The sequence below is a fragment of the Nostoc sp. UHCC 0252 genome, from assembly GCF_034931145.1.
Lineage (GTDB): Bacteria > Cyanobacteriota > Cyanobacteriia > Cyanobacteriales > Nostocaceae > Nostoc.
Genome location: NZ_JAYGHE010000015.1, coordinates 45,340 through 60,856, shown reverse-complemented (window position 1 = coordinate 60,856; position 15,517 = coordinate 45,340). Strand labels below are relative to the sequence as shown.

General features: G+C 43.0%; 12 protein-coding genes. 10 read left to right on the top strand and 2 right to left on the bottom strand.

Features of this window, described 5'->3' with window-relative positions:
- Positions 1 to 81: 81 nt before the first annotated feature.
- The 7 genes from VB732_RS12045 (at position 82) to VB732_RS12015 (ending at position 8,697) form a co-directional block, all read left to right on the top strand.
- Complete coding sequence (locus VB732_RS12045; RefSeq protein ID WP_323231069.1) at positions 82 to 1,002, top strand: energy-coupling factor transporter transmembrane protein EcfT; 921 nt, start codon at positions 82 to 84, stop codon at positions 1,000 to 1,002.
- A gap of 22 nt (positions 1,003 to 1,024) precedes the next feature.
- A complete protein-coding gene (locus VB732_RS12040; RefSeq protein WP_323231068.1) occupies positions 1,025 to 2,524 on the top strand; it encodes an anthranilate synthase component I in 1,500 nt (499 codons plus the stop codon).
- Positions 2,525 to 3,061: 537 nt separating this feature from the next.
- A complete protein-coding gene (gene pipX / locus VB732_RS12035) occupies positions 3,062 to 3,340 on the top strand; it encodes a transcriptional coactivator PipX (protein WP_094341608.1) in 279 nt (92 codons plus the stop codon).
- Entirely contained in the window at positions 3,337 to 4,005 is a 669-nt protein-coding gene (locus VB732_RS12030) for a YggS family pyridoxal phosphate-dependent enzyme (RefSeq protein WP_323231067.1), read from the top strand. Before pipX ends, VB732_RS12030 begins: the two co-directional genes overlap by 4 nt.
- 365 nt (positions 4,006 to 4,370) lie before the next feature.
- Positions 4,371 to 4,973 (top strand): cell division protein SepF, encoded by a 603-nt coding sequence (locus tag VB732_RS12025; RefSeq protein ID WP_323231066.1) that lies wholly within the window; start codon positions 4,371 to 4,373, stop codon positions 4,971 to 4,973.
- Between the two features lie 106 nt (positions 4,974 to 5,079).
- A complete protein-coding gene (gene proC / locus VB732_RS12020) occupies positions 5,080 to 5,898 on the top strand; it encodes a pyrroline-5-carboxylate reductase (RefSeq protein WP_323231065.1) in 819 nt (272 codons plus the stop codon).
- Between the two features lie 120 nt (positions 5,899 to 6,018).
- Entirely contained in the window at positions 6,019 to 8,697 is a 2,679-nt protein-coding gene (locus tag VB732_RS12015; RefSeq protein WP_323231064.1) for an RNA helicase, read from the top strand.
- Positions 8,698 to 8,933: 236 nt separating this feature from the next.
- Here the strand turns inward: VB732_RS12015 and VB732_RS12010 are convergent, their stop codons facing one another.
- On the bottom strand, positions 8,934 to 9,314 hold the full coding sequence (locus VB732_RS12010) for a hypothetical protein (RefSeq protein ID WP_323231063.1): 381 nt from the start codon (positions 9,312 to 9,314) through the stop codon (positions 8,934 to 8,936).
- A gap of 442 nt (positions 9,315 to 9,756) precedes the next feature.
- On the opposite strand from VB732_RS12010, the gene VB732_RS12005 reads away from it, so the two are divergent.
- Positions 9,757 to 11,733 carry a heavy metal translocating P-type ATPase gene (locus VB732_RS12005; protein ID WP_323231062.1) on the top strand — a complete coding sequence of 659 codons (1,977 nt, stop codon included), beginning with the start codon at positions 9,757 to 9,759 and terminating at the stop codon, positions 11,731 to 11,733.
- A 111-nt stretch (positions 11,734 to 11,844) separates the two neighbouring features.
- A complete protein-coding gene (locus VB732_RS12000; RefSeq protein WP_323231061.1) occupies positions 11,845 to 12,522 on the top strand; it encodes a hypothetical protein in 678 nt (225 codons plus the stop codon).
- Positions 12,523 to 12,756: 234 nt separating this feature from the next.
- Here the strand turns inward: VB732_RS12000 and VB732_RS11995 are convergent, their stop codons facing one another.
- Positions 12,757 to 13,863: a GTP-binding protein gene (locus VB732_RS11995; protein ID WP_323231060.1), complete on the bottom strand. Its 1,107-nt coding sequence runs from the start codon at positions 13,861 to 13,863 to the stop codon at positions 12,757 to 12,759.
- 137 nt (positions 13,864 to 14,000) lie between these two features.
- Here VB732_RS11995 and cysS point away from each other — a divergent pair, with 137 nt between their 5' ends.
- Positions 14,001 to 15,467, top strand: coding sequence for a cysteine--tRNA ligase (gene cysS, locus VB732_RS11990; RefSeq protein ID WP_323231059.1), 1,467 nt, complete (start codon positions 14,001 to 14,003; stop codon positions 15,465 to 15,467).
- Positions 15,468 to 15,517: the final 50 nt, after the last annotated feature.

Sequence of the window (15,517 nt, the reverse complement as noted above, 5' to 3'; positions counted from 1 at the left end):
AATTCCATTCGCTAGGGCAAACGTGTTTTTACAAAAGTGAGATGCTCCCAAAACTCCTAACTCCTAACTTCTAACTTTCAAATGGATTTACTGCGATCGCTGCCACTTGGACTTTATTTAGAACAACCCCAAACTTGGCTGCATAAAATCGATCCGCGAGTCAAGTTTGCCTGGTTGATGAGCTTTTTAACAAGCTATATTTTGGCCAACAGCTTTTGGCGGGTGCTGCTGGTGGTAGTATTGATTGCTCTCACCTTGATTGCTAGAATTCCCCGACGAGTATGGCAGCAGCAAATGGGTTGGCTGTTAACGCTATCGTTTTTTATTTTAGCGATCGGAGCCATCAGCCCTGATTCAATGGGTGTAAATTATCAGCCACGATTGCCAGCCAATGAACAAATATTAACCCAACCAGCATTATCCAATAATATTGTTCCAGAGCAGGAAAGCGATCGCAAAAGATACAGCTATGTGCTATTTCACAAAGGCCCAGTCAAAGTAACTCGCCGTTCCTTAGATTTAGCAGTACGACTGAGTACACTGATATTTACCGTGATTTACAGCACCAACCTGTATCTGCTGACAACAGCACCAGAAGAAATCACATCTGGCATAGAAAGCCTCATGCAACCCCTGCGACGCTTCAAGTTGCCTGTTACAGAAATTGCTTTAACCTTAACCTTGTCCTTGCGCTTTATTCCTCTAGTTTTAGAAGAAGTGCAAAACTTATTTCGCTCTGTGATGACCAGAGCAATTAATTGGAAAAAGCTGGGATTGAAAGGAGGGTTTAAAGTTTGGATGACAGTCGCAGAAAGACTTTTAGAAAATCTGCTCTTACGAGCCGATCAAATGGCGAATGCAATGATGGTTCGGGGTTTTACCAGCCCCAATGAGCATAGAGTACAGTGGCACGACTTACGATTCAGAGGGCGTGACTGGCTTGCTATTGCCACTTTAATTGTATTCTGGGGAATACGCATAGCTATAGGAACTCAGGTCTAATTTTGCAACGCTTAGAAACAGTATGATCAAGCCTTGGTATTGGCGATCGCTACCCTTAGAAAAGCGCACAGGTTCTGAAATTTTTGCTGCTCTTTTTCGCCCCACCAACCCATCGGGAATTGCAACTCTACTAGAAAGTCCGTACCCAACGCCAATCGATCATCCCCAACTGAGCCGATATTCTATCTGTGCAGGCGCTCCTCGTCTAGTCAATGGCATTCCCCAGATGTGGACACCAGAAGTAGGAGAGGTTTTTCCCTTCTTAGAAAAATTGTTGCAGCAAGAGGTAGGGCAAGATGAGGGGGATGAGGTAGTATTTTCTCCCCCATCTCCCCCTGCTCCCCCTGCTTCCCCTGCTTCCCCTGCTTCTCCACCTCCCCATCTCCCTTTCACCGGCGGTTGGTTAGGTTGGCTAGGCTACGATGTGGCATGGGAAATTGAACAGTTACCCCGTCATAAAATTGATCCCCTACCATTTCCTATAGCTTTTTGGTATGAGCCAGATTGTTTTGCCGTTTTGGATCACGCGCAACAAATTCTTTGGCTAGCCGCCAGTCATAGAAATGGACTCGATGAATTAGAAGAGAAGTTAGCAAAAAAAGAATTCTCCGTCTCTCCCTGTCCCCATGTCCCCGTGTCCTCTTCATCCCCTATCTTTTTGACATCGCAAGCAGATTATGAAACAGCCGTAAACCAGGCGAAAAAATATATTCAAGCTGGAGACATCTTTCAGGCAAATCTTTCATTACGATTTCAAGCGTCTACATCGGCTTCTGGCTGGGAAATTTACCAAGCCCTGCAAAAAATTAATCCTTCTCCTTTTGCCAGCTATTGGCAGACACCCTGGGGAGAAGTAATGAGTTGTTCGCCAGAACGATTGGTAATGTTGCAAAATCGGCAAGCCGAAACTAGACCAATCGCTGGGACGCGATCGCGTGGTGTCACACTAGAACAAGATATACAACTGGCACAAGATTTACTCAGCAACACCAAAGAACGTGCAGAACACATCATGCTCGTGGATTTGGAACGTAATGATTTAGGGCGAGTTTGTGAATGGGGAACGGTTACTGTTGACGAATTGCTGACAATTGAGCGATATAGCCATGTGATGCATCTTGTCAGCAACATCAGAGGTACTTTAAAAGGCGAACATACAGCCATTGATTTGATTCATGCCACGTTCCCTGGTGGTACAATTACAGGCTGTCCGAAAGTCCGTTGTATGGAAATTATTGAAGAATTAGAACCCGTGCGGCGCAGCTTGTTCTACGGTTCCTGTGGCTATTTAGATTGGCGTGGTCATTTAGATTTAAATATCTTAATCCGCACCCTGTTACTAGCTCCCGCGTCTGGTGAAGCAGGAGAAGAAACCCTTCCTGGGTACTCAGCACTCAACACCGTCTGGGGACAAATTGGCGCAGGAATTGTCGCAGACAGCGATCCTGAGAAAGAATGGTATGAATCTCTGCACAAAGCCCAAGCACAATTGGCAGCCTTGAAAATGCTGAATAATCAATAGGAATGGGGCAGGGGGCAGGGGGCAGGGGGCAAGGCGACAAGAGGTGAGAACTTGAAATAAGTCTTTCCCCTTGTCCCCAATTCCCAATCCCCAATCTCCAATCCCCAATCCCCAATTTTGTGCCATTTAGCCGTAGTTGTGGCAGTATGGAAAGAAGTTGAAAAGTTTGCTGTTGCCGTTGGGAACTTCAAAGGGTGTTTTCCCTTGCCACGCCAAACTTTTAACAAGAGGAGCAGGACTGTTATTGTACCTTGTCTCTACAAATTGGTAAATTGAAATCACCAAAGCAGATGGTGATATCTATCAACCAGCTTCTACTCTGTCAATCTACGCTTTGCGGCCTCTGTTGTACCATTTCGCTTCACTACCACTAGCTTCATCTGCCAATTAGAAACTAGATCAAGGTCTTCGTAACCGCAGTTTTGCATTTTAAGCAAATATTCTGACGAATGTTGGTATTATCGTCTGAATGTTTGGAATTCACTGCGAAAAGATATACATACTCCATTCCCACCTTGACTACACCTTGACTCTTAAATGAATCCAGAAAACGCAGAAACTTACATAAACCATCCAACTTGGGGTTTACTTTACAAAATCTGTATGGTTGATGAGAACCAGGATTTGTTCACTACACTTTATGCCCAGCGCCTGTTTTTTTTGGTCGCAAATGACGTTAAAGGTGTTAAATTCCAGCCCATAGGACGGACTGAGGCGAGAATGATGTTAGAAAATCGCTTGCGTACTCTGCGGCGCAGTGGACATTCTCAGGAGTACGATCAGCTTCAGAGTGTTTTCCAGCGAACCTTCCAATGAGCAGTTCGATTTCTGAACGTATTGTTTCCATTCGCTCCTCTCTGCCAACTTCAGTTAAATTAATTGCTGTTAGCAAACAAGTTCCAGCCCAGGCCATTCGGTCTGCATACTCCGCAGGAATTCGTGATTTTGCAGAGAGTCGTATCCAAGAAGCCGCCAGCAAACAAGCCGAGTTGCAAGACTTACCGGATATTACCTGGCACTTTATTGGACATTTGCAAAGCAATAAAGCCAAAAAAGCCATCGAACACTTCCCTTGGATTCACTCCGTGGATAACTTGAAGCTGGCACAGCGCTTAGATCAATTGGCGCAACAGCTAGGAGTGAATCCCCAAGTTTGCCTGCAAGTGAAAATTCTCCCCGATGCCAACAAGTCTGGTTGGAGTGTGCCAGAACTTTTGGCTGATTTACCCACACTCGATCAATACAAAAATTTACAAATTCAAGGTTTGATGACAATTCCGCCTTCAGGATTAAATGATTCGGAAATTTTGAATGTGTTTAATCTCAATCGTGAGCTAGCAAAGAAAATCCAGGAGCAAAACTGGCCACACATTCAAATGCAGCAATTATCTATGGGTATGTCAGGCGACTACGAACTAGCAGTGCAAGCAGGTGCAACAATGGTACGGTTAGGAACAATATTGTTTGGCGATCGCTCTTAGCCTTTGATCATCAGCTTTCTGGGTCAGTATCAATAAAGATCAGAATTTGATGACAAGAATTTTGTAACAAACTGGTGCAATTAGAAACAAAGGATATAGTATTGACAAGAGCAATCGCCAAGGTGAAATGGGATAAAAAGAGCTTTCCTTTGGACAAACCTTAGGATATAATTTTGACTCATTATTATGTTTAGGCGATGCACAGACCTTTCCAATAAGTGTCAGTTCATCGCCAAAACTCGTAGTATGGGCTACAAATAGCAATATACTTGCTGAAGTATCCACCGATGTAGCGATTGCTCCTATCTAAATAAATCCTAAGCCAAGTCAATACAGGCTATTCGCACCAGGAGAGTACACAGACAATGAACAACATCTTTTCCAAACTCAGAGACTTTGTGGGTCTAAATGAGCAAGTGGAATACGAATATTACGAAGAAGAGCCAGAAACAGATAATAATTACCAAAATCTGTATCAGCAAGAAAATCCCCAACCCCCAGCTGCACAAGAGAGCGCAGCCGCTCAAAATCGACGCTGGCGGGAACCAGTGCCTACAATGGGAGATGATATCGCAGCAGGTTCAAAGCCAATGGGGAATGTGATTGGTATGCCAGGAGCAATTAACGGAATTTCGGAAGTTTTAGTCCTCGAACCACGCACCTTTGAAGAAATGCCCCAGGCAATTCAAGCGTTGCGAGAACGGAAGTCAGTGGTATTAAATCTGACAATCATGGATCCAGATCAAGCTCAACGAGCAGTAGATTTTGTTGCAGGTGGTACTTACGCACTAGATGGACATCAAGAGCGCATCGGTGAAAGCATCTTCTTGTTTACACCAAGTTGTGTCCAAGTTAGCACCCAAGGTGGCGTTCTTCATGAAGTACCACAACCACCAGTACGTCCTTCTCGTCCTACAGGTACTCCTAATCAAACCTGGGGCAACGAAACTAACCGGATGGCACAATAAAGTTAAATTAGTTGTTAGTCCTTTGTCCTTTGTCATTTGTCCTGAGTCTTGATAATAGCGACAAATGACTAATGACAAACGACGAGTGACTAATGACTAATGATCAATGACTATAAAATTTGGCTTAATTGGTGGTGGGGTAATGGGAGAAGCGCTCTTATCCCGCCTTATCGTGCGTGGAATTTATCAATCATCAGAAGTCATAGTTAGCGAACCGCTACCTTCACGCCTAGATTTTTTGAAACAGCAATACGATGTTGCTGTGACGACGGATAATAGTGAGGTTTTCACGCAAACAAAAGAAGTTGTCTTTTTGGCAGTAAAACCGCAGGTGTTTAGTGCGATCGCTCAAGAATTAGCAGATATTGATATTATTAATAGGGAAAACTCACCCCTAATTATTTCCATCTTAGCGGGTGTGCCTTTAAGTCAGCTAGAAGCTGCATTTGTGCAATTGCCAGTTATTAGAGCAATGCCCAACACCCCAGCCACTGTGGGAGCAGGAATTACCGCCATTTGTTTAGGTGCATATACTAACACCAAGCATCACCAAATAGCACAGCAAGTTTTTTCGGCTGTAGGCGAAGTGGTGGAAGTGTCAGAAGGGTTGATGGATGCAGTCACAGGACTATCTGGTAGCGGCCCCGCTTACGTGGCACTGCTAGTAGAAGCACTTGCTGATGGCGGAGTATCCGCAGGTTTACCTAGAGCAATCGCCAATCAATTAGCATTGCAAACCGTACTAGGAACAGCAAAACTGTTGCAGGAAACCAAAATGCACCCAGCAGAACTTAAAGATCGCGTTACCAGTCCCGGTGGTACAACTATTGCCGGAATTGCCAAACTAGAACAGGCAGGATTTCGTTCAGCTTTAATTGAAGCAGTCAAAGCTGCCACAGAGCGATCGCAAGAACTGGGAAAATAATAAAGAGTCATTAGTCATTGGTCATTTGTGAAAAACTAATGACTAATGACTAATGACTATTAACGAAGTTGACAAAAGACTCGTTAGTATAGTAAACAATCTGGTTGCAAATGTGATTGAGTGAATTATCCTGCGCCGTCTCCAGAACTTGACTTAGGGGCTATATTTCCCTTTGATCTGGATCAGTTTCAAAAAGATGCGATCGCGTCCCTAAACGCCGGACGCTCTGTAGTCGTTTGTGCGCCCACAGGTTCGGGCAAAACATTAGTCGGGGAATACGCCATTTATCGCGCCCTAGCGCGAGGAAAACGTGTATTTTATACTACTCCCCTAAAGGCCCTTTCGAATCAAAAATTACGTGACTTTCGAGAAAAATTTGGGTTTGATCAGGTCGGACTGTTAACTGGAGATGCCTCCATTCACAGGGATGCACCGATTTTGGTGATGACCACAGAAATTTTCCGAAATATGCTCTATGGTACACCTATCGGGCAAGTCGGCATCTCATTGGTAGACGTGGAAGCGGTGATACTTGATGAGTGCCACTACATGAACGATCGCCAGCGCGGTACAGTTTGGGAAGAATCCATCATCTATTGTCCGCGTGAAGTGCAACTAGCAGCCCTTTCAGCAACGGTTGCCAACAGCGATCAACTCACCGATTGGCTAAATCGCGTTCATGGCCCAACAGACCTGATTTACTCCGATTTTCGCCCAGTCCCCTTAGAATTTCACTTTTGCAATCCCAAAGGGTTATTTCCCTTGCTGAATGATAGCAAAACCAAAATTAATCCCCGCCTTCTTCAGAAGAAGAAGGGCAGAGGAGGAGAAAGGGACAGGGGAAGAAATGGTAGACCGGAAGCTCCTGGCATAATTTATACTCTGAGCCAGTTAGAGCAACGGGATATGCTACCAGCCATTTACTTCATTTTCAGCCGCCGGGGATGTGATAAAGCGGTGGCGGAAGTGGGTGATTTATGGCTGGTAAATAATGAAGAGTCCCAGATTTTGCGGCAACAAATTGATGACTTTTTAGCCCGCAATCCCGAAGCTGGGCGTTCTGGACAAATTGCACCCCTTTATCGGGGAATTGCTGCCCACCACGCCGGGATTCTGCCTGCATGGAAAGCACTGGTAGAAGAACTATTTCAGCAAGGGCTGATTAAAGTAGTATTCGCCACTGAGACGCTGGCCGCGGGAATTAATATGCCCGCCCGAACAACGGTAATTTCTACCCTTTCCAAGCGGACTGACACCGGACACCGCCTATTAAATGCTTCCGAATTCTTGCAAATGGCAGGACGGGCAGGCCGCCGGGGGATGGATAAACAAGGTCATGTGGTGACAGTCCAAACTCCCTTTGAAGGAGCCAAAGAAGCGGCATATTTGGGGACATCCAAGCCAGACCCCCTCGTAAGCCAGTTTACGCCTAGTTATGGCATGGTACTCAACTTGCTGCAAACCCACACCCTAGAGCAAACTAGGGAACTGATAGAGCGCAGTTTTGGGCAGTACATGGCTACCTTGCATTTAAGGCCAGAATACGATGAGATTGCTGAACTGGAAAAACAATTAGCTCAACTACATGAGCAAATCGCCGCAGTTGATGAAAATGAACTGGCTATTTATGAAAAATTGCGGCAACGTCTGAAAGTAGAACGCCAGATATTGAAAACCCTGCAAGAGCAAGCACAGGAAGATAGAAAAGAAGAATTAGGGATGATGTTAGACTTTGCAGTGTCAGGAACTCTGTTGAGTCTCAAAGGCAAAAACATCACAGTGTCTTCACCCGTAACCGCAGTGTTAGTGGGAAAATCGCCTGGTTCTGGTCAAGCTCCCTACTTGGTATGCTTGGGGCATGATAATCGCTGGTATGTGGCAACCACAGGGGATGTAGTCGATTTATATGCCGAATTGCCTCGCATTGAAGTGTCAGAAGATTTACTACCACCGCCAGAGATGCCCTTGAAACCAGGACAATCACGCCGTGGTAATGAAGAAAGCTTTGCGATCGCAGTGCGTATTCCTAATCCGATAGAATCTTCGCATCTGGCACCAGAAGTAGCAGAACAACTTAGCCGCACTGCTGCCGTCCAAGAGCAACTAGAAGCTCATCCCCTACATCAATCAGGCAATGCTGCCACGCTTTTCAAGCGTCGCGCCAAATATGTCGAACTAGAAGCCGAACTCGAACAGTTACAAGGGCAAGTAGAGCAACATTCACAACGTCATTGGGAAGAATTTCTCAATTTAATCTTAATTCTGCAACACTTTGGCGCTTTAGATAACTTAGTGCCCACACAATTAGGGCGAATTGCTGCCGCTATTCGGGGTGAGAATGAATTGTGGTTGGGTTTGGTATTCGCTAGTGGCGAATTGGACAACTTAGATCCCCACCATTTAGCCGCCGCCGCCGCCGGTTTGGTAATGGAAACACCCCGTCCAGATAGCAAGGTTAACTTTGAGCTTAGTAATGAAGTGGCAGAAGCCTTAGCAAAATTGCGGGGAATTCGTCGCCAAATGTTCCAACTACAACGGCGGTATAACGTAGCGCTGCCTATATGGTTAGAGTTTGAGTTAATTGCCATAGTAGAACAATGGGCGCTGGGAATGGAGTGGACAGAACTCTGCGAAAACACGACCTTAGATGAAGGCGATGTGGTGAGAATTCTCCGCCGGACGTTGGATTTATTATCACAAATACCTCACGTTCCCCATTTACCAGACTCTTTCTTGCGTAATGCTTATCGGGCGATGCAGTTGATTGATAGATTCCCTGTGAATGAGGTGGTTGAATAAATCAGGACACTCTTAGCTACAGAGTTCTGTGCGTCTTTTTCTTTCAGGACTTAAGCAAAATTAGACATTGTAGGGGCAATTCATGAATTACCCCTACAAACTATCCCAAGAATGAATCTATATTTAATAGTAGTGGTACGTAGTTAAAAATGCTTTTTTGGTTTCGTATATTTTCTATACGTAATTAATCACATCTGTATAACAGAAGTTGTAGTCCCTATCAGCGCTATTCAACCTTAGTAGACCAAGTTTCCAGTACCGCGCAACTGGCGCAAAGAATTGATGCACAATGGACAGTCGCAGGCAAATATCTTAATTGCAGCATCACTTTCTTCTTCAGTAAAATTCAACATGGCAACATTCTGATCTGACACTGATGTGACAATAGTTGCAGAACGGGTAGAGGTATACGGTTTTGTTCTCTCTGAATCTCGAATGCACACAAAATCTTTTCCACCATGTGGGTTAGTGATACAGGTACGACCGTCTTCTGTGTGCAGTAATCGCTGTGTAATACTATCACTAGCATGGGCAGGATGAAATGCCACTAGCGTAGACATCATCGACACAAAAATTGAGGAAGTGGAAAGCAAATTCAGAAGAATTTTTTTGTTCATAAATTCCCTTGAGAAAATTGTCTACTAGCTTAGGGTATTCGATTAACTTTCAAGCTTCAAGTGAGTTTTCTCTATGAATAGCTAGCTTGACACTTGCTATCCAAGAAGGTTTTATATCCACTTAGTTTTTTCAGAGGATCATTAAGAAGTTAAATAGGCTTTAAGTGCAGACTTAAAAACCTATAAAATCTTATGCAGCCTAATAAATCACTCACTATGAGCAAAAGTTATATCTTAGATTATTCTATAAACTCGATAACTAATATAACTATATTTTTAAAATTACAAATCTTAATTTAAACCAAAGAATAAGATGAGTATTTCACGATAAATCTGATATAGATTCTCATTCTTAAATGTTTAACTTGTAAAAAAACCTTTTTTTCATTACATTTGTAAAAAGGCTCATATACCAAGTAATTTATTAGCCTAAATCAAAAAAATGAAGCAAAAAATACATTCAGAATCTTCAGGTTGTTGCAGCTGCGAACATGACCATCACGAGAATCATAACCACAATCATGATGAAAATCATAACCATAATCACGAACACGATGGCGAATTCAATCTAAAAAATGAGATATTGCCTTTGGTAGCAATTTTAAGTTTATATGTACCAGGCGTGATTTTTGAAAATCAATTACATAATACATTCTACTCAATAGGTGAATATCTCATTTTTATCCCTGCCTATTTATTAAGCGGATGGAGTGTTTTAAAAACTGCTGGACGCAATATTCTTAGAGGGAGAGTATTTGATGAAACTTTTTTAATGACAGTAGCGACACTTGGCGCGATCGCAATTCATAAATTGCCCGAAGCTGTCGGAGTCATGCTATTTTATAAAATTGGCGAATTGTTCCAAGATGTTGCCGTTAGTCGTTCTCGTAATTCTATTAAAGCTTTATTAGAAGTCCGCCCAGATTATGCAAATATCCAAAGAGAGGGAGAGTTAAAAAAAGTATCCCCGAATACAGTAAATATCGGAGATACAATCGTCGTCAAACCGGGAGAAAAGATTCCCTTAGATGGTGAAATTATAGATGGAAATTCGCAAGTTGATACATCTGCGTTAACTGGAGAATCTGTACCGCGAACAGTAAGACAGGGTGAGACAGTTTTGGCTGGAATGATCAATAAAATGGGTGTTCTCAGCATTAGAGTAACAAAACTTTTTGATGAATCTTCCATTGCTAAGATTTTAGACTTAGTGCAAAATGCTAAAAGTAAAAAAGCAGAAACAGAAAAATTTATTACTAAATTTGCCCGATATTATACGCCAATAGTAGTTTTTACATCTCTAGCAGTTGCAATATTACCGCCTTTATTGATTCCTGGTGCAAGTCCTTCAGAATGGGTTTATCGTGCCCTAATTTTGCTAGTTATCTCCTGTCCGTGTGGACTTGTGATCAGTATTCCGTTGGGTTACTTTGGAGGTGTGGGAGGTGCGGCTAAACGTGGGATTTTAGTCAAAGGTTCTACTTTTTTAGATACTCTAAATGCAGTCAATACAGTTGTATTTGATAAAACTGGAACATTAACTCAAGGCGTATTTAAAGTAGCAAAAGTAGTACCACAAAATGGCTACGATGATCTAGAATTACTACAATTAGCTGCTCAAGTAGAATCGCACTCAAATCATCCCATCGCTCAATCTATCTGCAAGGCTTATGGTGGAAAGATTGATGATTCTAAGGTGAAAGATTATGAAGAGATTGCAGGCTATGGAATTAGAGCCAAGGTTGACAATCAGGTAGTGATAGCGGGAAGCGATCGCTTACTCCACAGAGAGAATATTGCTCATGATCATTGTCAGTTAGAAGGAACAGTGATTCATCTAGCAGTGGATAATATCTACGCTGGTTATATTATCATTGCTGATGAATTGAAAGAAGATGCCAGACAAGCTATTCAAGCACTCAAGCGAATGGGTGTAGAAAAAACAGTAATGTTGACAGGAGATAATCAAGCGATCGCATCTCGAATTGCTCAACAGCTAGGCATAGATGCTTACGAAGCCGAGTTATTACCAGAAGAGAAAGTCAATGCCATTGAGAAGCTACTCAGCACTGCCGGCAAGCATAATAAAGTTGCCTTTGTTGGGGATGGTATTAATGATGCGCCAGTGATTGCTAGAGCAGATGTGGGTATAGCAATGGGTGGCTTGGGTTCAGATGCAGCAATAGAAACTGCTGATATTGTCATCATGACAGATGCACCATCAAAAGTAGCAGAAGCAATCCAAATCGCCAAAAAAACCCGCACGATTGTTTGGCAAAATATTGGTTTTGCTTTATTCATTAAAGGTGTATTTATTGGATTGGGTATTTTTGGTATAGCTACAATGTGGGAAGCTGTTTTTGCTGATGTCGGAGTAGCATTGCTAGCAATTTTAAATGCAACTAGAGCGATGAAATAAAGTTTTGGAAAAATCGGTAATCCGTAATTGGGAAATTGTAAAAGTTAAAGCTGAAAAGCAATAATTGAATATATTGAACACTCCCAAATCGGATTCCCGCAGAGGTACACTGTGAACCCATCTATTAAAGGTATCGTTACGGCTGCGTTAGCTTTACTCCTAAACTGTTCAGCAAACCCAGCCTTTGCACCACCTCAAAAAATCAATCATCCAATTACCGTTGCTAAATCGCAACCGTTAAAAGACACCTTAATCGTTCCTGGCGAAAGAGTTGGGCCGATAGGACGCACAACTACCAAGCAAGATTTAGTAAAGCTATTTGGTGCATCTAATCTCATTGATAAAACCATTTCTGGCCCTGAAGGAATGGGTAGTTTTGCAACTACTCAGTTAAATCTAAATCAGGGGCGATCGCTGCTAGTAGTTTGGAGTGATAATACTCGTACCAAACCTCTAGATGTGCGTAACCTGGGTTCAGCTTGGAAAACCCGCGAAGGTATTGGTGTTGGAACTCCCTTAAGTGAGTTACGCAAGAAGTTAGGTAACTTTAAACTCTATGGATTAGCATGGGATTACGGTGGTACTATTTTGCTGGATAGTAGCAAATTATCCCGCTATCAAGGTAAAGTCATCTTGCGAGTAGATGCTGCTCCTAATGCTTACGAAAAGTTCGCCAATGATTATCAAGCAGTTTCTGGGGATAGTACTTTTTCTTCCAGCAATCCCCACTGGAAACCTCTGGGAATCAGGCTATCAGAAATAATCGTTGTTCTTAACCCATCGGACTAACTTTAAACAATTTCGATGGATATAGCGCTAGTAGGTTGGGTTGAGGAACGAAACCCAAAATTTCCAGGGCTTTGTTGGGTTTCACTTCGTTTAACCCAACCTACAAATCTTCAAAACCTACGCAGTATTGAACTGAATTCTGTTTCGATAATAACAAATACCGGAGTCCCTGAAAAAAATTCCCAGGACGAACCTGGGAACGAGTACACAATTTTAATTTTTAACTCCTAACTTTTATTTCCCAAACCCTTTACCGCGAGAGGTTGAAGGTAGACAAATGCAGTTTTCGAGTTGAGTAATTAAAGCTTCACGATCCAAATTTTGACCAATCAACACAAGTTGGTTTTTCAATTTACCTTGCCATTCATCATCATCCAAAGTGAAGCGTTTACCACAAAGGTGGAAAATATGACGCTTCGGACTTTCATCAAACCACATAATCCCCTTCGCTCGGAAGATATTTGAGGGTAGCTGGTTATCTAAGAAATACTGAAACTTCCTAATAGAAAAAGGCTTATCACTTTGGAAAGAGATGGAAGTAAAACCATCATTTTCTAAATGGTCAGAATGGTGATGATCGTGGTCATGATCGTGATGATCGTGACCGCATGTTGAGTGGTCATGATCGTCATGATGATCATGATGATCATGGTCGTGATGGTCGTGTTCATCCACCACTGTGTCAAAATATTTATCAGACTCAAACAGACCAACACTGAGAATTAACGGAAGTGGCACTTGCGATCGCGTGGCGCGAATAATTCTTGCCCCTTCCTTAACTTCGTTAATTTTTCTTTCTAACTCATTCAAAGTGGCTTCATCAACCAAATCAGCCTTGTTTAGCACAATGACATCGCCATAAGCAATCTGGCTGTATGCTGCCTCAGAGTTAAATAAATCTAGGCTGTAATTCGCCGCGTCTACCACGGTAATAATCGAATCCAAGCGAGTTAAATCTCGCAATTCTGTGCCCAGAAACGTTAGAGCTACTGGTAAAGGATCTGCTAATCCAGTTGTTTCTACTACTAGATAATCGAGATTTTCTTGGCGTTCTAAAACTTTGTAAACTGCATCTACTAAATCATTATTAATAGTGCAGCAAATACAACCATTATTGAGTTCCACCATGTTCTCACCAGTGGAAACAATTAGCTCGTTGTCGATGCCAATTTCGCCAAATTCATTTACGAGAACGGCGGTTTTTAAACCCTGTTGGTTGTTGAGGATATGATTAAGTAAAGTCGTCTTGCCACTACCTAGAAAGCCCGTAATAATTGTTACTGGCATTCCTTGTTTGGGTGTATCCATTGCCGAAGATTCGGGTGTAACTGCTGATTGCATAGCGCTGTTATCAAATAGTCAAAAAATAGTAATGTAGCGCAGAGAGTCCATAAAACACTAGCATAGGGATGCTGGACTGCCATCCCAGCTGCTTTACCCTATTATTACGTATCTTCTTATTTCAGCATTACTCTGTTATGACCCTAACACTCTACAATACCCTCACCCGTCGTCAAGAACCGTTTGAAACAGTCGAGCCAGGCAAGGTTAAGATGTATTACTGCGGCGTGACGGTTTACGACTACTGCCATTTGGGTCATGCTAGAGCTTGCATCGTTTGGGACGTAGTGCGCCGATACCTCCAGTTTATCGGTTATGAAGTCCGATATATTCAAAATTTTACTGATATTGATGACAAGATTCTCAATCGTGCCCGTGTTGAAAATTCCTCAATGGAAGCTGTAGCCGATCGCTTTATCAAAGCATATTTTGAGGATATGGCGCGATTGGGAATCAAAGAAGCTGATGAATATCCCCGTGCTACTCACACGATGAATGGCATTCAACGGTTAATTCATGAGTTGGAAAATAAAGGTTTTGCTTACCCTGCTGAGGGTGATGTATATTATTCAGTCCGGCAGTTTGCTGAGTATGGCAAGCTTTCTGGACGCAAGTTAGAAGATATGCAAGCCGGGAAAAGCGATCGCGTCAACGTAGATGATCCAGAGTACCAAAAAAAGAAAGACCCCTTTGATTTTGCTTTGTGGAAAGCAGCAAGACCGGGAGAGCCAGCTTGGGAGTCACCTTGGGGCGCAGGCCGTCCGGGATGGCATATAGAATGCTCGGCAATGGTGCGCGATCGCTTGGGTGATACCATAGATATTCATGCTGGTGGTGCTGACTTAATTTTTCCCCATCACGAAAACGAAATTGCCCAATCAGAAGCCGTGACAGGAAAACCTCTGGCGCGTTACTGGCTTCATAACGGCATGGTGAAAGTAGATGGTGAAAAAATGTCCAAATCTTTGGGCAACTTTATCACTATTCGGGAATTACTGGATCGAGGAGTTGACCCGATGGCAGTGCGCTTGTTCGTACTGACTGCTCAATATAGTACACCCATAGATTTTACCGACGAAGCGATCGCCGCAGCAACCAACGGTTGGCACACCATTAGAGAAGGGTTACTTTTTGGCTACCAGTACGGTAAAAAACTTGGATGGGGAGTGGGGAATGGGGAGTGGGGAGTAGGAACTGCCTCACTACTTCCTGAAACTATTGAACGCTTTCAAGAAGTTGTAAATAATGACTTTAATTTTCCTGGTGGTTTAACAGTGCTGTTTGAATTAGCCAAAGAACTGCGCCGTGAGGGAAATATTATTGTCCATGAAGGGAAAACCGAAACTTCCCCTGATGAGTTAAAGCGTCAATGGCAAACTCTTGTCACATTGGCTGGAGTTTTGGGTTTAGAAGCCGAGATAGAAGCGGAAAATGACAAGAATGATGGTTTAAGCGATGCGGAAATTGAAGCGAAAATTCAGCAAAGGCAAGAAGCACGTAAAGCCAAGAATTTTGCCGAAAGCGATCGCATTCGTGATGAACTCCAAGCAGAAGGTATTACGCTAATTGATAGCCGTGATGGTACACGCTGGCATCGGAATTAAGGAGTAGGGAGTGGGGAGTGGGGAGCAAGGCAGAAGAATATTCCCCTCTG

Excerpts from the sequence above, each read along its gene's own strand:
- VB732_RS12010 (WP_323231063.1), bottom strand. The coding sequence starts at position 9,314 with ATGAACAAAAAAATTCTTCTGAATTTGCTTTCCACTTCCTCAATTTTT.
- proC (WP_323231065.1), top strand. The coding sequence starts at position 5,080 with ATGACTATAAAATTTGGCTTAATTGGTGGTGGGGTAATGGGAGAAGCG.
- VB732_RS11995 (WP_323231060.1), bottom strand. The coding sequence starts at position 13,863 with ATGCAATCAGCAGTTACACCCGAATCTTCGGCAATGGATACACCCAAA.
- VB732_RS12025 (WP_323231066.1), top strand. The coding sequence starts at position 4,371 with ATGAACAACATCTTTTCCAAACTCAGAGACTTTGTGGGTCTAAATGAG.
- VB732_RS12030 (WP_323231067.1), top strand. The coding sequence starts at position 3,337 with ATGAGCAGTTCGATTTCTGAACGTATTGTTTCCATTCGCTCCTCTCTG.
- cysS (WP_323231059.1), top strand. The coding sequence starts at position 14,001 with ATGACCCTAACACTCTACAATACCCTCACCCGTCGTCAAGAACCGTTT.
- VB732_RS12040 (WP_323231068.1), top strand. The coding sequence starts at position 1,025 with ATGATCAAGCCTTGGTATTGGCGATCGCTACCCTTAGAAAAGCGCACA.
- pipX (WP_094341608.1), top strand. The coding sequence starts at position 3,062 with ATGAATCCAGAAAACGCAGAAACTTACATAAACCATCCAACTTGGGGT.
- VB732_RS12045 (WP_323231069.1), top strand. The coding sequence starts at position 82 with ATGGATTTACTGCGATCGCTGCCACTTGGACTTTATTTAGAACAACCC.
- VB732_RS12005 (WP_323231062.1), top strand. The coding sequence starts at position 9,757 with ATGAAGCAAAAAATACATTCAGAATCTTCAGGTTGTTGCAGCTGCGAA.